Source organism: Mycobacterium xenopi, assembly GCF_009936235.1.
In the GTDB taxonomy this organism is placed as follows: Bacteria; Actinomycetota; Actinomycetes; order Mycobacteriales; family Mycobacteriaceae; genus Mycobacterium; species Mycobacterium xenopi.
Genome location: NZ_AP022314.1, coordinates 429,967 through 445,753 on the forward strand (window position 1 = coordinate 429,967; position 15,787 = coordinate 445,753).

The 15,787-nt window shown below is 67.6% G+C and carries 15 protein-coding genes and 2 pseudogenes; 8 read left to right on the forward strand and 9 right to left on the reverse strand.

Features of this window, described 5'->3' with window-relative positions; all coding sequences use genetic code 11:
- Window positions 1-6 precede the first annotated feature (6 nt).
- On the reverse strand, window positions 7-1,506 hold the full coding sequence (locus tag MYXE_RS01715; protein WP_003921583.1) for a hypothetical protein: 1,500 nt from the start codon (window positions 1,504-1,506) through the stop codon (window positions 7-9).
- Window positions 1,507-1,699: 193 nt separating this feature from the next.
- Between MYXE_RS01715 and glpK the strand changes: the two genes are divergently transcribed.
- Window positions 1,700-3,166: a glycerol kinase GlpK gene (gene glpK, locus MYXE_RS01720; protein WP_232061797.1), complete on the forward strand. Its 1,467-nt coding sequence runs from the start codon at window positions 1,700-1,702 to the stop codon at window positions 3,164-3,166.
- A 26-nt stretch (window positions 3,167-3,192) separates the two neighbouring features.
- Here the strand turns inward: glpK and MYXE_RS01725 are convergent, their stop codons facing one another.
- Window positions 3,193-3,840 (reverse strand): PadR family transcriptional regulator, encoded by a 648-nt coding sequence (locus tag MYXE_RS01725; RefSeq protein ID WP_085196009.1) that lies wholly within the window; start codon window positions 3,838-3,840, stop codon window positions 3,193-3,195.
- Between the two features lie 131 nt (window positions 3,841-3,971).
- On the opposite strand from MYXE_RS01725, the gene MYXE_RS01730 reads away from it, so the two are divergent.
- A complete protein-coding gene (locus MYXE_RS01730; RefSeq protein WP_085196007.1) occupies window positions 3,972-4,364 on the forward strand; it encodes a hypothetical protein in 393 nt (130 codons plus the stop codon).
- A gap of 45 nt (window positions 4,365-4,409) precedes the next feature.
- On the opposite strand, the pseudogene MYXE_RS01735 reads toward MYXE_RS01730, so the two are convergent.
- Window positions 4,410-5,198, reverse strand: a pseudogene (locus tag MYXE_RS01735) (RDD family protein); the annotation flags it as partial.
- A 35-nt stretch (window positions 5,199-5,233) separates the two neighbouring features.
- Between MYXE_RS01735 and MYXE_RS01740 the strand changes: the two are divergent.
- Window positions 5,234-6,226 (forward strand): stage II sporulation protein M, encoded by a 993-nt coding sequence (locus MYXE_RS01740; protein ID WP_085196003.1) that lies wholly within the window; start codon window positions 5,234-5,236, stop codon window positions 6,224-6,226.
- A 26-nt stretch (window positions 6,227-6,252) separates the two neighbouring features.
- Here the strand turns inward: MYXE_RS01740 and MYXE_RS01745 are convergent.
- The 5 genes and pseudogenes from MYXE_RS01745 to MYXE_RS01765 all read right to left on the reverse strand — a co-directional run bounded on the left by MYXE_RS01745 (window position 6,253) and on the right by MYXE_RS01765 (window position 11,670).
- Window positions 6,253-7,574: pseudogene (locus MYXE_RS01745) on the reverse strand (DUF58 domain-containing protein).
- Window positions 7,574-8,557, reverse strand: a complete 984-nt coding sequence (locus MYXE_RS01750) for an AAA family ATPase (RefSeq protein ID WP_003921590.1) — start codon at window positions 8,555-8,557, stop codon at window positions 7,574-7,576. The pseudogene MYXE_RS01745 and the gene MYXE_RS01750 overlap by 1 nt, the downstream one beginning before the upstream one ends.
- Entirely contained in the window at window positions 8,554-9,690 is a 1,137-nt protein-coding gene (locus MYXE_RS01755; RefSeq protein ID WP_085195999.1) for a DUF4350 domain-containing protein, read from the reverse strand. The genes MYXE_RS01750 and MYXE_RS01755 overlap by 4 nt, the downstream gene beginning before the upstream one ends.
- Window positions 9,690-10,295: a DUF4129 domain-containing protein gene (locus MYXE_RS01760; RefSeq protein ID WP_003921592.1), complete on the reverse strand. Its 606-nt coding sequence runs from the start codon at window positions 10,293-10,295 to the stop codon at window positions 9,690-9,692. The genes MYXE_RS01755 and MYXE_RS01760 overlap by 1 nt, the downstream gene beginning before the upstream one ends.
- A 13-nt stretch (window positions 10,296-10,308) precedes the next feature.
- Entirely contained in the window at window positions 10,309-11,670 is a 1,362-nt protein-coding gene (locus tag MYXE_RS01765; RefSeq protein ID WP_415624454.1) for a hypothetical protein, read from the reverse strand.
- On the opposite strand from MYXE_RS01765, the gene MYXE_RS01770 reads away from it, so the two are divergent.
- From MYXE_RS01770 to MYXE_RS01790, 5 genes are all read left to right on the forward strand, one after another.
- Entirely contained in the window at window positions 11,669-12,133 is a 465-nt protein-coding gene (locus MYXE_RS01770) for a GatB/YqeY domain-containing protein (RefSeq protein WP_085196056.1), read from the forward strand. The two genes, MYXE_RS01765 and MYXE_RS01770, sit on opposite strands and share 2 nt — an antisense overlap.
- A 48-nt stretch (window positions 12,134-12,181) precedes the next feature.
- Window positions 12,182-13,195 carry an LLM class F420-dependent oxidoreductase gene (locus MYXE_RS01775; protein WP_085195997.1) on the forward strand — a complete coding sequence of 338 codons (1,014 nt, stop codon included), beginning with the start codon at window positions 12,182-12,184 and terminating at the stop codon, window positions 13,193-13,195.
- A gap of 19 nt (window positions 13,196-13,214) precedes the next feature.
- Window positions 13,215-13,775 (forward strand): type 1 glutamine amidotransferase domain-containing protein, encoded by a 561-nt coding sequence (locus MYXE_RS01780; RefSeq protein ID WP_085195995.1) that lies wholly within the window; start codon window positions 13,215-13,217, stop codon window positions 13,773-13,775.
- An 88-nt stretch (window positions 13,776-13,863) separates the two neighbouring features.
- Window positions 13,864-14,556, forward strand: coding sequence for a HemK2/MTQ2 family protein methyltransferase (locus MYXE_RS01785; RefSeq protein ID WP_085195993.1), 693 nt, complete (start codon window positions 13,864-13,866; stop codon window positions 14,554-14,556).
- Window positions 14,553-14,768 (forward strand): CDGSH iron-sulfur domain-containing protein, encoded by a 216-nt coding sequence (locus MYXE_RS01790; protein WP_085195991.1) that lies wholly within the window; start codon window positions 14,553-14,555, stop codon window positions 14,766-14,768. The genes MYXE_RS01785 and MYXE_RS01790 overlap by 4 nt, the downstream gene beginning before the upstream one ends.
- Here MYXE_RS01790 and MYXE_RS01795 read toward each other — a convergent pair.
- On the reverse strand, window positions 14,748-15,707 hold the full coding sequence (locus MYXE_RS01795; RefSeq protein WP_112650067.1) for an iron-containing redox enzyme family protein: 960 nt from the start codon (window positions 15,705-15,707) through the stop codon (window positions 14,748-14,750). The genes MYXE_RS01790 and MYXE_RS01795 overlap by 21 nt on opposite strands.
- Window positions 15,708-15,787 lie beyond the last annotated feature (80 nt).

Sequence of the window (15,787 nt, forward strand, 5' to 3'; positions counted from 1 at the left end):
TAGACATCACGAACCGGCCTGGTCCACCTCCCAGGTATGCACCGGCTCGTTGGCGTGCATGTGCCGGCAATAGCGGCGCAACATCTCGGCCAACGCGTCGGGCCGTGTCATCCCGCGCTGCTGCAGCGCACGCACCGTGGCCACCTGCCAGCTGGCGCCGTTGCGGCCCGTCTTGGCGCGGCCCTCGATGACACCGAGAAACCGGTCGCGGGCCTCGACGGCGACCTCCCAGCGCCGCAAGCCCTCGTCCGCCAGTGGCAGCAGGTGACGCAGCACCAAGTCACTGGGGGTGATTTGGTCCAATCCCGGCCAATACAGCCGCGCGTCCATCCCGTGGCGGGCGGCTTCGCGGAAGTTCGCGTGCGCCGCGGCGAAGCTCATCTTCGTCCAGAGCGGGCGATCTTCTTCGGACAGGGTGCGCAGCATGCCGTAGTAGAACGCCGAATTCGCCATCATGTCCACGATGGTCGGCCCGGCCGGCAGCACCCGGTTCTCCACGCGCAGATGCGGACGGCAGACACCGTCGACGTCGACGACGTCGTACACCGGCCGATTCCATCGATACACCGTGCCGTTGTGCAGACGCAGTTCCGACAGCTGCGGAGTGCGCCCGGCGGCCAGCTCGGCGACCGGGTCTTCGTCCGACACTTCGGGCAGCAACGACGGGAAGTAGCGCACGTTCTCCTCGAACAGGTCGAAGATCGACGTGATCCAGCGTTCGCCGAACCACACTCGGGGGCGCACGCCTTGGGCTTTCAGCTCGTCGGGGCGGGTATCGGTGGCTTGGGCGAACAGCTCGATGCGCGTTTCGGCCCAAAGTTGATGACCGAAGAAGTAGGGGGAGTTGGCGCCCAGCGCCAGTTGTGGTGCGGCCAGCACCTGTGCGGCGTTCCAGTTGTCGGCGAAATGTTCGGGGGACACCTGAAGGTGCAATTGCATGCTGGTGCAGGCAGATTCCGGGGCGATCGACGGGTAGTGCAGGCTCAGCGGTTCCGGGCCGCTGATATCGATCTGGAGGTCCTCGCCGCGGGCGTTGAAGATAGAGTCGTTGAGTGCCGCATACCGTGTCGAATCGCTCATCCAGTTGGCGGCCAGGTGTTCGGGCATCAGCGTCGGCAGGATGCCGACCATGACGATGTGGGCGCCGCCGGAGTTGGCCTTGGCCTCGGCGACATTCAAGCTGGCCCGGACATCGGTCTCCAAATCGAGGGGGGCCCGTCCCGTCAACGGGCGGGGCGGCACGTTGAATTCGATGTTGTAGGCGCCTAATTCGGTCTGGTAGGCGGGGTCGGCGATGGCTGCGAGCACGTCCTGATTCGACATCGCCGGCTGATAGTCGTCGTCGACGAGGTTGCATTCGATCTCGATGCCGGTAAGCGGTCGGTCGAATTCGAAGCTCGACTGCGCGAGCATGGTCTCGAAGACGTCGAGGCACAACTGCACCTTGCGCCGATACTCCTGGCGGTGCGCGCGGGTGTACGTGGTGCGCTTGACCTCTTCGCCCACACTGCTGATGCAACAGGTTTAGCGACGGATGCGCAACCTTCCGGCGCTACCCTCGGTCGGCGCGCATGCTGTCGATGTCGACGACAAGTGAGGCTGGGTATTCGATGATGGCTGGGTACGGTGAGCTTCACGGGGAGAACAGTTGGGCGAATTCATAGCCTCGATCGACCAGGGCACCACCAGCACCCGGTGCATGATCTTCGGCCACGACGGTACGGAGCTGGGCCGCCACCAGCTCGAGCATGAACAGATCCTGCCGCGCGCCGGTTGGGTCGAGCACGACCCGATCGAAATCTGGGAACGCACGTCGTCGGTGCTGATATCGGCGCTGAACAAAACCAATTTGGCACCTAAAGACATTGCAGCACTTGGTATTACGAACCAACGGGAAACCACCCTGGTGTGGGATCGCCACACCGGCCGCCCCTACTACAACGCGATCGTCTGGCAGGACACCCGCAGCGACCGCATCGCGGCGGCGCTGGAACGCGACGGCCGCGGGGAGGTGATCCGGCGCAAGGCGGGCTTGCCGCCGGCGACGTATTTTTCGGCGGGCAAACTGCAGTGGATCCTGGACAACGTCGACGGGGTGCGAGACGCAGCCGAACACGGCGACGCCATCTTCGGCACCTGCGATACGTGGGTGTTGTGGAATTTGACCGGCGGTCCGCGGGGCGGCGTGCACCTCACCGATGTCACCAATGCCAGCCGCACCATGCTGATGGACCTGCAGACACTGGACTGGGACGACGAACTGCTGTCGTTTTTCGGGATACCGCGGGCCATGCTGCCGTCGATTGCCTCCTCGGCGCCCACGCAGCCGTTCGGCGTCACGCACAGCAGCGGCCCGCTCGGCGGCGAGGTGCCGGTCACCGGCATTCTGGGCGATCAGCATGCGGCGATGGTCGGACAGGTCTGCCTGGACGCCGGCGAGGCCAAAAACACCTACGGCACCGGCAATTTCCTCTTGCTCAACACCGGCGAAAAGATCGTCCGGTCGCAGCACGGTCTGCTGACCACCGTGTGCTACCAATTCGGCAATGCCAAACCGGTTTACGCCCTTGAGGGTTCGATCGCTGTCACCGGCTCCGCGGTGCAGTGGCTGCGCGACCAGTTGGGCATCATCAGCGGTGCAGCTCAAAGCGAGACGCTGGCCCGGCAGGTCGACGACAACGGTGGCGTCTACTTCGTGCCGGCGTTTTCCGGTTTGTTCGCTCCCTACTGGCGGTCGGATGCACGCGGGGTGATCGTCGGGTTGTCGCGGTTCAACACCAACGCACACCTGGCCCGCGCAACGCTGGAGGCGATCTGCTACCAAAGCCGTGATGTGGTCGACGCGATGGCAGCCGATTCCGGTGTGCGCCTTGAGCTTTTGAAGGTCGACGGCGGTATCACCGCAAACGAGCTGTGCATGCAGATTCAGGCCGACGTGCTCGGTGTCGATGTGGTGCGCCCGGTGGTGGCCGAGACCACCGCGCTGGGTGCGGCATACGCGGCGGGCCTGGCCGTCGGCTTTTGGGCCGACCCGGACGACTTGCGGGCCAACTGGCGGGAGGACAAGCGGTGGAGCCCGGCCTGGGGCGACGCCGAGCGCGCCGCGGCGTATGCGGGCTGGCGCAAGGCGGTGCAGCGCAGTCTGAACTGGGTCGAGGTGTCGTGACCGCGTCTGCTCGCCGCCGCCGGCGCTCAGGCGTCTTCGCTGAGCACGGTGTAGATCTCCCGGCGCGCATTGTTCACGATGGCGGTGATGCGCTGCTGCTGTTCGGCGCTGGCCGTGTACACGGATTGCGCGACAGCGCCGAACAGTTGACCCAGCGCGGCCCGCAGGTCGAGGTGGCGGGGGTCGACGCCGTCAGCAATCTCCTCCCATGGCGGGGTCGCGATCTTTTCGGCGGCGGCCCTCCCGTCGTCGGTCAACTCGAAAAGCCGTTTGCTGCCTTCAGTTTCAGAGCCGACGATCAGACCTTCGTCGACCAGTAGCTGCAGGGTCGGATAAACCGACCCAGGGCTGGGCCGCCACAGGCCCCCGCTGCGTTCGGCGATTTCCTGGATCATCTCGTAGCCGTGCATCGGCCGCTCGGCTAATAGCACCAGGATCGCGGCGCGAACGTCGCCGCGGCGTCCGCGTGGGCCGGGCCCGCCCCGCCGCCCGCCGCGGGGGCCGAACCCGAATCCGAAGCCGAACCCGCCGGGACCGAAACCGCGCCCGAAGCCCGGGCCGAAAGGACCCCCATGTCCGGCCTGGTGGCCGCGGAATTCACCGCGAGCGCCGAACCGGAACCCGGCCGGCCCGCCGATGAGCGGCCCGGTGAAAGGTGGGAATGGTGTGTTCATGCTCTCTCGCTTCTGCACGGGCAGCGCCCCACGCGCCACCGTGGATTAACGATATATCGCAATCTATCGCGATGCAACGGCTCAGCGTCGGCGAGGTTTACCGGTCGCGGGCGGCCGGGTAGCACCCGTCGATGACCGACGAAAATCGCGTTCCGACGATCGCCAACGCCCCCGTGAGCGCGACCGAGTCCGCTGCCGGGAGTCAGATGCGGCCCGGGCGTGTGCGGCTGTGGGTCAACTGGGTGTTGGCGCTGTTGACCGTGCCGGCGGCCGTGGTGGTGCTGATTTTCGCGTTGGGCGCGGTGATGAGCACGGCGGCGTGTAGCGATGAGCAGTGCCCGACCTTGGGTCCGGGTGGGATCGGCTTCGGGGTGTTGTTCTACGGCGCCCCGGTCGTGGCCCTGGTGGCCATCGTCGTCTCCTTTGTCACCGCGAGGCGCCGATGGGGCATCGTTGTCCCGGTGTCTGCATTGGCCCTGCTGGCGGCCGACGTCGTCGTGCTCGCCGTCACCTTCCGCCGGTAGCCCACTACCGGGGTGGCGTCAATCCGCCGGTGCCGGGCGGCGGCGGGGGCCACCGCGACGGCCCCGGGGCCCGCTCCACTGCGGGGGTGCCGGCGCGGGGCGCAACCGGGCCAGTTCGCGGCGGTGCCGCTCGGCGAGCACCGCGGCCAGCACGAGCTGCGGCGGGGTACCCGGCGGGGGCGGCGGCGCGACGCGGGCCAGCACGTCACCGGCAATCCGGTAGGCCATCTGCTCGCGCAGTCGCGGCTCGAGTTGTGGTGCGCGCGAAAGGAATTGACGCGCAAGCTGCGCCTGGTCCGCTCCTAGCCCGGACAGCTGCAGTGTGGATGCCCACCCAGCGAGAAACGGCGGCATCGGCGGCGGCGGTAGTAGCTTCGGGCCGCGCTCGCTGACTACCACCGTGCCGGCGAAAATGTCGCCGATGCGTTTGCCTTTCGGCGACAACACGCTGCAGATGACCGCGGGGCTACCCAAGAGCATCCAGATCTCCACCACCGACGCCAGAGCCCGAAACAGCGCCTGCCGGAAGCGTTCCGGGCCGCCGTCGTCGGCCACCACCCGCAGGCCCATCACGATCTTGCCGAGCGAGCGCCCCCGGGTTGCGGTTTCGAAGACCAGCGGATAGCCGACCAGGACCAGCACGGTGAAAATGACCAGTATCGCGGCCGTTGCCGCATCGTCGAACTGGGTCAGGGTGGCCGCCCAAAGCATCAGGGCCAGCAGGTAACCGACGAAGACCACCGCGATGTCGATCAGCGCGCCGACCGCCCGCACCGGCAGCTGGGCGATCTGCACATCGAGCACCACGGCGTCGCCGGTCACCACCTCTGCCATAGTTCGAACGCTACTCGACCATTAGCCTTGGCGGGGTGGACGTCGACGCGTTCGTGCTGGCGCACCGCGCCGCCTGGGACCGGCTCGAGCAGCTGGTCAAGAACCGGCGACGGCTGACCGGGGCCGAAGTCGATGAACTTGTCGAGCTCTACCAACGCGTCTCCACCCACCTGTCGATGGTGCGCTCGGCGTCATCGGATTCCGCGCTGGTCGGCCGGCTCTCGTCACTGGTTGGACGTGCGCGATCGGCGGTCACCGGTTCGCATGCCCCGCTGGGCCGCGAATTCGCCCGGTTCTGGACGGTGTCGTTCCCGGTGGTCGCCTACCGAGCCTGGCGATGGTGGTTGGCGACCGGCGCGGCGTTCTTGGCTGTGGCGGTGATCATCGCGTTGTGGGTAGCCGGCAGTGCGGAGGTTCAGTCGACCATCGGAACGCCCAGTGAGATAGACGAATTGGTCAACCATGAGTTCGCGTCGTACTACCGCGAGCACCCGGCCGGCTCGTTTGCGCTTGAGGTGTGGGTGAACAACGCCTGGGTCGCCGCAAAGTGCGTCGCGTTCGCTGTGCTGCTGGGCGTGCCGATCCCGTTCGTGCTGTTCCAAAACGCCGCCAACCTCGGCGTGGCCGCCGGGCTGATGTTTGCCGCGGGCAAGGGTCCCATCATGCTGGGCTTGCTGCTTCCGCACGGGCTGTTGGAGTTGACGGCGGTGTTCCTCGCGGCCGCCGCGGGCCTGCGGCTGGGCTGGTCAGTGATCTCGCCCGGGCAGCGGCCGCGCGGCCAGGTACTCGCCGAACGGGGCCGCGCTGTCGTCGCGGTCGCCGTGGGGCTGGTGGCGGTGTTTTTGGTCTCCGGCCTGATCGAGGCGTTGGTCACCCCGTCGCCGCTGCCGACGGTTGTTCGTGTGGGGATCGGGATCGCCGCGGAGGCGGCGTTTTTGGCCTATGTCGTGTACTTCGGCCGCCGAGCAGCCCGCACCGGCGACACCGGTGACGTCGCCGACGCGCCCGACGTGATCCCGACCGGCTAAGCCCACGGCCATCGGATGGGCGAAAGTCACAGGCGGCCAGTGGCTTTCATCGTCAGGTAGTGGTCGGTCAGCGCGGGGGCCAGTTCTTCGGGTGAAGCGTCCACGACCTCCACACCGCGGCGACGGAGCCGCGCCGCGATCGCGTGTCGATCGTTGCGGGCCCGTTCGGCGGCGGCCGCGTCGTACACCGCTGCGGCGTCGGAGCGTCCGCTGGCCAGCTGGTCGACGCGCGGATCGGCGACCGCGGCCACGATCACTTGATGCCTGGCCGACAACTGCGGAAGGACCGGCAGCAGCCCTTCGTCGAGGGCCGCGGCGTTGAGATCGGTCAGCAGCACCACCAGCGCACGCCGTCGGGCCCGCAGAAGAATAGCGGAAACCATTGCATGCCAGTCTGATTCGAGTAGCGCTGGCTCCAGCGGGGCGACCGCGTCGACCAGCTGGGCAAGCACTTCGGTGCGTGACGCCCCGAACACCGCGGCCCTGGCCAGCCGGTCGTGGGCGAGGAAGTCGACGTGGTCGCCGGCCCGGGAGGCGAGCGCGGCCAGCAGCAGCGCGGCATCGATCGACCAGTCCAGCCGCGGCCAGCCGCTGGGGTCGCGGGCGGTCGGGTCGAACCCGACGCGGCCCGCCGCGGTGCGTCCGGTGTCGAGCACGATGACGACGCGCCGGTCGCGTTCGGGTCGCCAGGTCCGGACCACCACGTCGGCGCGGCGGGCGGTGGCTCGCCAGTCGATCGAGCGGACGTCGTCGCCGACCACGTATTCGCGCAGGGAATCGAATTCGGTGCCATGCCCGCGGGTCAAGGTCGGCAGCTGGCCTTCGATGTCGCGGAGTTTGGCCAGCCGCGACGGCAGGTGCTTGCGGGATATAAACGGCGGCAGGATCCGGATCTGCCCGGATACCGGCTGCGAACGTTGCCGTCCCGCCAGTCCCAGGGGCCCGATCGAGCGCGCGGTGACGCCAGCCGATCGCCGTGTGCCGCGGCGGACCGGTCGCAGGCGGGTGGCGATGCGTCGGGTCTGACCGGGAGCCAGCTCTACGGTGTGCACGCGCGGTTGCGCACGCGCGCTCGGCGCCCAGGCGTCCCGAACGTGTCCGCGGAAACGCCGGCGCCCGTCGTTGCGGAGCACCAGGCGGCGTCGACTGACTCGCCGAGCCGGGCCGATGCGGCCCCGAAACGGTCGAAGCGCACCGCCTTGGGGCTGGCCGCCAACCCGGCGTCGATCACCACCGCCACGGCCAGCGCCGTCAGCAGCACAGCGAAAGACGTTGCAGGCCAGGGCGATACCATGATCGCCAGCACGCCCATCAACGCCGCCAGCCCGGTGCGTCCGGTCAGGATCACTAGCGGGGCACCGGAACCGAGGCCAGGATTCCGTCGAGGACGCCGTCGGGCGTGGCGCCTTCCAACTCGGCCTCCGGGCGCAGCGACACCCGATGCCGCAGCGTCGGGCGGGCCATCGCCTTCACGTCGTCGGGGGTGACGTAGTTGCGGCCCGACAGCCATGACCACGCCCGGGCAGCGCCCAGCAGCGCGGTGGCGCCGCGAGGCGAAACACCTAGGCGCAGGGCCGGGGAGCCGCGGGTGGCCGCAACGATGTCGACGATGTAACCCAGCACCTCCTCGGCCACCAAGACGTGACGCACCGCATCGCGGCCAGCGGCCAATTGGTCCGGCCCGGCCACCGGCCTGATCGCCGACAGGTCGCGCGGGTCGAACCCATGCGCGTGCCGCCCCAGGATGGCGATCTCGGAATCACGCGGCGGGACCGGCACATTGAGCTTGAGCAGGAAGCGGTCGAGCTGGGCCTCGGGCAATTGGTAGGTGCCCTCGTACTCGATCGGGTTCTGCGTCGCGGCGACGATGAACGGGTCCGGCAGTGACTTGGGCTCGCCATCCACGCTGACTTGGCGCTCTTCCATGGCCTCCAGCAGCGCGGCTTGCGTCTTGGGCGGGGTCCGGTTGATCTCGTCGGCCAGCATCAGATTGGTGAACACCGGCCCGGCCCGAAACACGAACGCGGCGGTGCGCGCGTCGTAGATCAGCGAGCCGGTGACGTCGCCGGGCATCAGGTCTGGCGTGAACTGCACCCGCTTGAACTCCAATTGCAAGGCCGCGGCCAGAGCACGCACCAGCAGTGTCTTCGCTACGCCGGGAACACCTTCGAGCAACACGTGGCCACGGCACAGCAACGCGATGACCAGGCCGCTGACCACCGCGTCCTGCCCGACGACTGCCTTGGCGATTTCGGCGCGCAGCGCCAGCAGCGCCTGGCGCGCCGATTCGGCTGCCGGGCTCTGCGCGGAGGCGGGCGAGGGCTCAGTCATCTGTGTGCAACCTGCCTTTCAATGTCGTCGAGCGCTCGGGCGAGGTGTACCAGGTCGGTGTCGGTGGCTGGGGGCGGGCCGAAAAGTATGTGCCGCACCGATTCTGGACTCAATGGGCTGTGCTGGGCGACGGCTGTCACCACGGCGACTGCGGGCGCGTGGGCTGCGAGGCCGACGCGGGGCAGCAGCCGATGCAACGTCGCGGTGCGCAGTGCCTCGGCGGCCCGATCCCGCGCCCGTCTGGACCGGTACAGTCGGCCGCGGCCCTCGACGGTCTCGGACGCTCGCACCACGACCGGCAAGTCCTCGGCGACCAGCGGACCAAGTCGTCGGCCCTTCCACGCCGCCAGCAGTATCACCGTCACGCACAGCTGGATGACGATCCAGTCGACTTTGCTTGGGATCAAATCGAAAAGCGTTGCAGATGCCGATTTTTCACCTTCGATGTGTTGTGGTGCATACCAGATGAGCCGTGGACGGGCGCCGGCGAGGTTCATCGCCAGCGCGGCGTTGCCGGCGCGCAACAGGTTGCCGTTGGTCATGAACGTGGTGTTTCCCACGACCGTGACGGTGCGGGCGCGGTCACGGTAGCGCACCAGCACCCCGTCGTAGCAGCTGGTCAACGGCTGCTCGGCGGTGTAGGTGTTGCTCGGTCCGAACTGTACCGAACCGGCCCGATTAGCTTCCCGCATCGCGCAATTGGGCTTGTGGTCGAGCGTGCTGACTCCGCCGATGCGAAGGCCGGGAGTCAACGCGGCGCGGGCGCGCGACGTCGGCTCAACCAGGAGCAGGTCGACGGGGACGTTGGCGAGTCGGCGAAGCAGCGCGTCGTCGGCCAAATGTTGACTCTGGGCGAACAACAGCAGCGTGTCGGGCCGGGCGGCGCGTTCGACATCGGCCACGCGGCCCGCGACGACGACCTCGACGCCGTGCTCACGCAACAATGCCACCAGCGCGTGGGCGCCGTGGCGGCCGGTGGATGCGGGGTCCATCAGGCCACCGGGCCGCGGCGCGGTCAGGTATGTGCTGAGCGCGGCGACCACCACGAGGGCCGCCAGCGTCAGCGCCACCCCGCGCCACCGTCGGCGGCGCGCTTGCGCCGTGGGCGGCTGGGCCAGCGGGGCGTCGACCATCACCGCGCCTGCGCCCCGTGCGATTGCAGGTGCTCGTCGAGGTCGGCGACCAATCGGTAGGCGGCGGGTGTGCCGGGACGCTCGCCGTACGTGACATCGTTGAAAGCTGTTGCCGCCTGCGACATCTCAGAGGCCAGGTGAGGTAGGCATGCACCTGCGTCGCGGGCTAGCTCGTTCGCCGTGCGGCCCGGCACCGGCTGCAGCACGCCCGCCTCCTCTAGGCTGCGTGCTACTGCACGCAGCCGGTGCCGAATTGCCGCAGCCCAATTCCCTTGAGCGGCAAACTCTTCGGCGGTCATACGATGCTGGGCAGCGCTTTGCTGGCCCCCGTCGAATAGTAGATGATCGCCGCTACGGTTGGTGCGCATGGTGCGTCGTGCAATGCCGATGGCGATGGCCACACCGAAGGCTAACAAGATGAGCAGCACGGAAATGGTGAGCCACCCGCCCGGCAGCGATGCGCCCGCATGCACAATGCGGTACACCAGGTCCTCGACCCAATCGTTGAGTCGTTGCATCGGCGACGATTTGGGGTAGATCGGCTTGGCGAGTTCGTGGTGGGCGGCCTGATGCGCGGTGTCACGGTCGATGTCGATGGCGGGCATCCTCAGCAACCCCTCATAGCGGCCGCATCAGCCAAAGACCGTCAGTGGTTGTCGGCGCGAAAGACCCTGTGGCGGCGCCGCTTTGCAGCACCAGGTCAAACGCTTCGGCCCGCATTCGGCGGTCGGTGTACAACAGGACGACGACTCCGGCGCTAAACGGCGTGGTGATGATCTGCCCGATCGCCGAGCCGATGGTCACCAGCGTGGCACCGATCAGCGCCGGGCCGGTGGATTGCGTGGACGCCATCAGGTGTCCGGCGAAGGTGAACGGCGCGGCGACCGCGTACGCGACGGCGAACACCACGACGCCGGTCAACAGGCGGATACCGAGTACCCGCCAGAAGCTGTTGCGGACCAGTGCGAAGGACCTGCCGATCGCGCGGGTGACCGTCAGCCGCTCCAGCACGATCAGCACCGGTGCGAACGACAACACGGTATAGAGGTAGACCACCGCCGCGATCAACGCCAGCGCCAGCGGAAAGCCGAAGACGACGGCCGCGGCGGCGTTGCCCACCGCAGCGCTAGCGGCAACCACCAATGCCACCACGCCGATCAGCGCCACCACCCCGGCGGCTTCCAGCGCCGCCAGCCCGATCAATGCCAGCAGCCGCGGGCGCACCTTGTCCCATGCCTCGCCGATGGTGATCGTTGACCCGAACACTGCCCTGCCGACGATAACGGTGAGGATGCCGCTGAGCAGGATGCCGGCCAGCCAGGTGACCAGTCCGCTGACCGCGATCGACACGGTCCATGCGGCGTTATCGCCCGAGCCGGCCGTCGTGAGCGGTCCGGCCCTGACGATCAGCGCGACAAGCTGCATGATGAGCACCACCGTCGCGGTAAGTCCCAGCGTGGTTTTCGGGTTGGCCCGGATGTAGCCGACCGCGCCGTTGAAGATCTCGCTGAGGCTCAACGGCCGAAGCGGGATGATCCCGGGCCTTAGCACCGCGGGCATTCCCGGTGGCATGCCGTAGCCCGGCGGGCCAGAGCCAGGGGGTACACCGTATGCCGGGGGCGGGCCGTAGGGCGGGCCATACGGCGGGCCATACGGCGGGCCGTAGCCATACGGCGGGCCGTAGCCGGGTGGGGGGCCGTAACCCGGTGGAGGACCGTAGCCGGGTGGCGGGCCATAACCAGGCGGCGGAGGGTAACCCAACGGGGGGTAACCCGGTGCGGAATACCCAGGACCGCCGTAACCGGGTGGTGGGTAGTCGGGCGGGTAGTCCGGGTAGTCGGGCGGCGGCGTGCTCACCTGGTGGCGCCGCCGTCGTCGTCGCTCATGGCTCCCATCCTCTCGGCCTGCGGGGCAATTCTCCATCTTCTCAATCGCCGCGGCCATGCCCGAACGGACTGCGGCGCGTACCGTCTTGGCCATGCCGGAACTGAAGTCGCGATTGCGGGCGGATCTCACCGACGCGATGAAAACCCAGGACAAATTGCGCACCGCCACCCTGCGGATGCTGCTGGCAGCGATCCAGACCGAGGAGGTCTCCGGCAAACAGTCGCGGGAGCTCTCCGACGACGAGGTGATCAAGGTCCTGGCCCGGGAATCCCGCAAGCGCGGTGAAGCCGCCGAGGTCTACACCCAGAACGGCCGCGGCGAGCTCGCCGCCAACGAGCTCGCTGAGGCGCGGATCATCGACGAGTACCTCCCGACGCCGCTCACCGAGGGCGAGCTGGCCAATGTGGTCGACACCGCGATCGCCCAGGTCGCCGAGCAACTCGGCGAGCAGCCCAGCAAGAAGCAGATGGGTCTGGTGATGAAAGCGGCCACTGCGATCGCGGCGGGCAAAGCCGACGGCGCCCGGCTGGCCGCGGCAGTCAAGGACCGTCTTTAAGACGCGTACCCCCGTTTGCGCCCGTCGCGCCTGGGTACCCGTGTGCGTATGACCCGATTTGGCTATACGTTGATGACGGAGCAAAGCGGTCCCAAAGACCTTGTGCAGTACGCGATTTCAGCCGAAGAGCGAGGTTTCGACTTCGAGGTCTGCAGTGATCACTTCTCGCCGTGGCTGGCGTCGCAGGGACACGCACCCAACGCCTGGACGGTGCTGGGTGCAGTGGCACACGCCACCGAACGCGTCGAGCTCTACACCTACGTGACCTGCCCGACGATGCGTTATCACCCGGCGGTCGTCGCTCAGCAGGCGGCAACCCTGCAGATCCTCGCCGACGGCAGGTTCACCCTGGGGGTGGGCAGCGGCGAGAACCTCAACGAGCATGTCGTCGGCAAGGGCTGGCCGACGGTCGTGCGCCGCCAGGAGATGCTGCGCGAAGCCATTCAGATCATTCGCGCGTTGCTGTCCGGCGTGCTGGTCAACTGGCGCGGCGACTACTACCAGGTGGACTCGGCCCGGCTGTGGGACCTGCCTGAGGTGCCGGTCGACATCGCGGTCGCGATGGGCGGCAAGAAGGCGATCGAGAAGCTCGGCACCGATGCCGACCATCTGATCGCGGTGGAGCCCAACGGCGAACTCGTCGCCGGGTGGCATTCAACGCGGCAGGCCAGCGGCCTGGCCGGCGGTGGTCGCGTGGTCGGCCAGATACCGGTGTGCTGGGACCCGGACCGCGATGTCGCTGTGCACCGCGCCCACGACCAGTTTCGCTGGTTCGGCGGCGGATGGAGCGTCAACGCGGACCTGCCCACCACGGCCGGATTCGCCGGCGCCACGCAGTTCGTGCGCCCGGAGGACGTCGCCGACGCCATCCCGTGCGGGCCGGACCTGGACGCGATCGTCGACGCGGTGCGCCCGTACTGGGAAGCCGGTTTCACCGATGTCGCCGTCGTGCAAATCGGCGGCGAGTCTCAGGACCTCTTCCTCAAGGAGGCCGCCGAACCGCTGCTTACCGCGCTGCGCAACGCATCTGGCAACGGCAGCGCTGAGGACCAACAAGCCTGATCCAACAAAGGAGCACAGCATGTCCCATCATCAATTGCAGGGCAAGCGAATTGCGTTTCTCGCCGCCGACGGCGTGGAGAAAGTGGAGCTGGAGCAACCACGTGCGGTCCTGGAAGACGCGGGCGCGCACACCGAGTTGCTGTCGCTGAAAACCGGTGAGATTCAGGCACGCAACCATGACCTGGAGCCGGCGGGAACGGTTCGGGTCGATCGCGCGGTATCCGATGTGTCCGTTGACGAGTTCGACGCGCTGGTGCTGCCCGGCGGCACGGTGAATCCGGACAAGCTGCGGATGAACAGTTCCGCTGTTGCGTTCGTGCGCGACTTCGTCGGCTCCGGCAAGCCGGTCGCCGCGATCTGCCACGGCCCGTGGACCCTGGTGGAAGCCGGCGTGGCGGCCGGGCGCACGCTGACGTCGTATCAAAGCATCCGCACCGACCTTCGTAACGCCGGTGCCAACGTCGTCGACGAAGAGGTCGTCGTCGACGGGAATGTGATCACCAGCCGCTCACCGCGCGACCTGCCGGCGTTCTGCTCGACGATTGTCGAGAAGTTCGCGCACGCGCCCACTGGGGCGTAAATCCTGCCGGACGGTTTCAACCCCGCGGTTTACGGGCATAGTCACGGCTGAAGCCGTGACCGCCGCGGCGACGACTCGAAAGGCCCACGTGACCACCAGTTACGCCGCCCCCGGCGATTTCAGGACTGCCGACCGGGTATATCCACCGCAACATGATTCGCTTCTGCTCATCGACGCGATGGAACGCAGTGCCCTGGTGCCGGGTCGTCGCGTGCTCGACTTGTGCACCGGCAGTGGGGTGGTCGCCATCGCTGCGGCCGAACTGAATGCTGCCAGCGTCACCGCATTCGATATCTGCCCGCACGCGGTGCGGTGTTCTCGGGGCAATGCGGTGGACGCTGGGGTCGACGTCGACGTTCGCGAAGGGTCGTGGACTGGCGCGCTTGGCTGTGCGCCGTTCGACGTGATCGTGTCCAATCCGCCCTATGTGCCCACCCCGCCGGTCGACGACTCCCGCTACATCGACTCCGCCGCCGGTCCGTCGTGGGCGTGGAACGCCGGTCCCGACGGGCGACTCGTGCTCGATCCACTGTGCGCTTTGACGTCAAACCTGTTGTGCGACGGCGGTTCCATGCTGCTGGTGCAGTCGGTGATCGCCGATGCCGAACGCTCGCTGGACATTCTGCAGTCGCACGGGTTGAGCGCAGATATCGTGGCGTCGCAGTGGATTCCGTTCGGCCCGGTGCTGTCTGCGCGGGCTGGGTGGTTAGAGGACACCGGTCGGGTGCCGCGTGGGTGCCGCGAAGACGAACTGGTCGTGATCCGGGCGGACAAGCCATGACCCGCGCCAAACCGACGCTGGTGCGCATGGTTGCCAACGGCCCGCTGCTGATTTCCGGTCCCGTGCGCATCGAAACGCCGGAGGGCGCCGTCGTGGAATCCGATCGATTCATGGTGGCCGTGTGCATGTGCCGGCGCAGCAAGAACTATCCGCTGTGCGACACCAGCCACCGGCAATGCCGGCGAGCGCTGTCAGCTCAGCGGACGTCGTAGCGACGTTTGGCCGGCCTTCCACGCCGCAACCATGGTGTCGGCCAAGCGGTTTTCCACGACAGCGTGGGCGCGCATCCCGAACACCACATCACGGTCCAGGCGCGGATCTGCGGCCACCAGGTCACCGACCACGTCGAGACGCACCACCTGTTCGTGCACCGCGTCGGCCTCGACGTGCTCGCGGTAAAACGCGACGCACGCTTGCGGCGCACCCAGCCGCTGCAGGGCCTGTACCAGTCGCCGCGATCCGGGAGGTGAGGTGATCTCCGTCGCCGCGAAATGGCCGATACACGCCCCGCGCAGCCAACGGTGCAGCCCGAACATCGACATCAGGTTCACGACCGCCAGCGACTCGGCGGGAACGGTGTCGAGATAACCCAGATACGTCGAATCCAATTCGGCTGCGGCCATCAAATCCGCGAAGAGTTGCTGGTGCAGGTGTGCACCGCGGCCAGCGCCGTACTCGTCGAACTCCACCGCGACGAATGCCGCCTTGGCTTGCCCGGTCAGGCGGGGGATCGCCCACGCGTGCGGGTCCCCCTCTTTGAGGTGATACAGCGAGCGATGCACGAAGTATTCACGCATCTGCTCCCAGGTTCCGGTGTCGCGCAGATAATACGACGGACCTTCACCGACGACGGGTTCGATTGATAGAGCATCCATTTCGGCCATCGCTGTGTGGTCGGGGTCGATCGGCCCGACGTCGCGACGAATCCCGGAAAGAAAGACTCGCTCCAGTTGGGCGCGCAGGTGCAACAGCGCCGGATGCCACTCCCAAGTGGGGTCCACGCCGGCGAAGCCCCGGTAGTGCAGCTCGTAGCACATGTACAACGCCAGCTGCAGATCAAGGCTGTAAGGGTCCGAATCGCGGACCGAGGCGCCAACCCGGGTGAGCTGACCGCGGGGAGCGGGCTCGGTGAGACAGCGGCGAACCGCCATCGACAGCGGGCCGTGCGCCGCGGGAAGCGAAGGTTCGAGTTCGGTCACCGCACCAGTCACCCGGATCAGGTACCCCCATT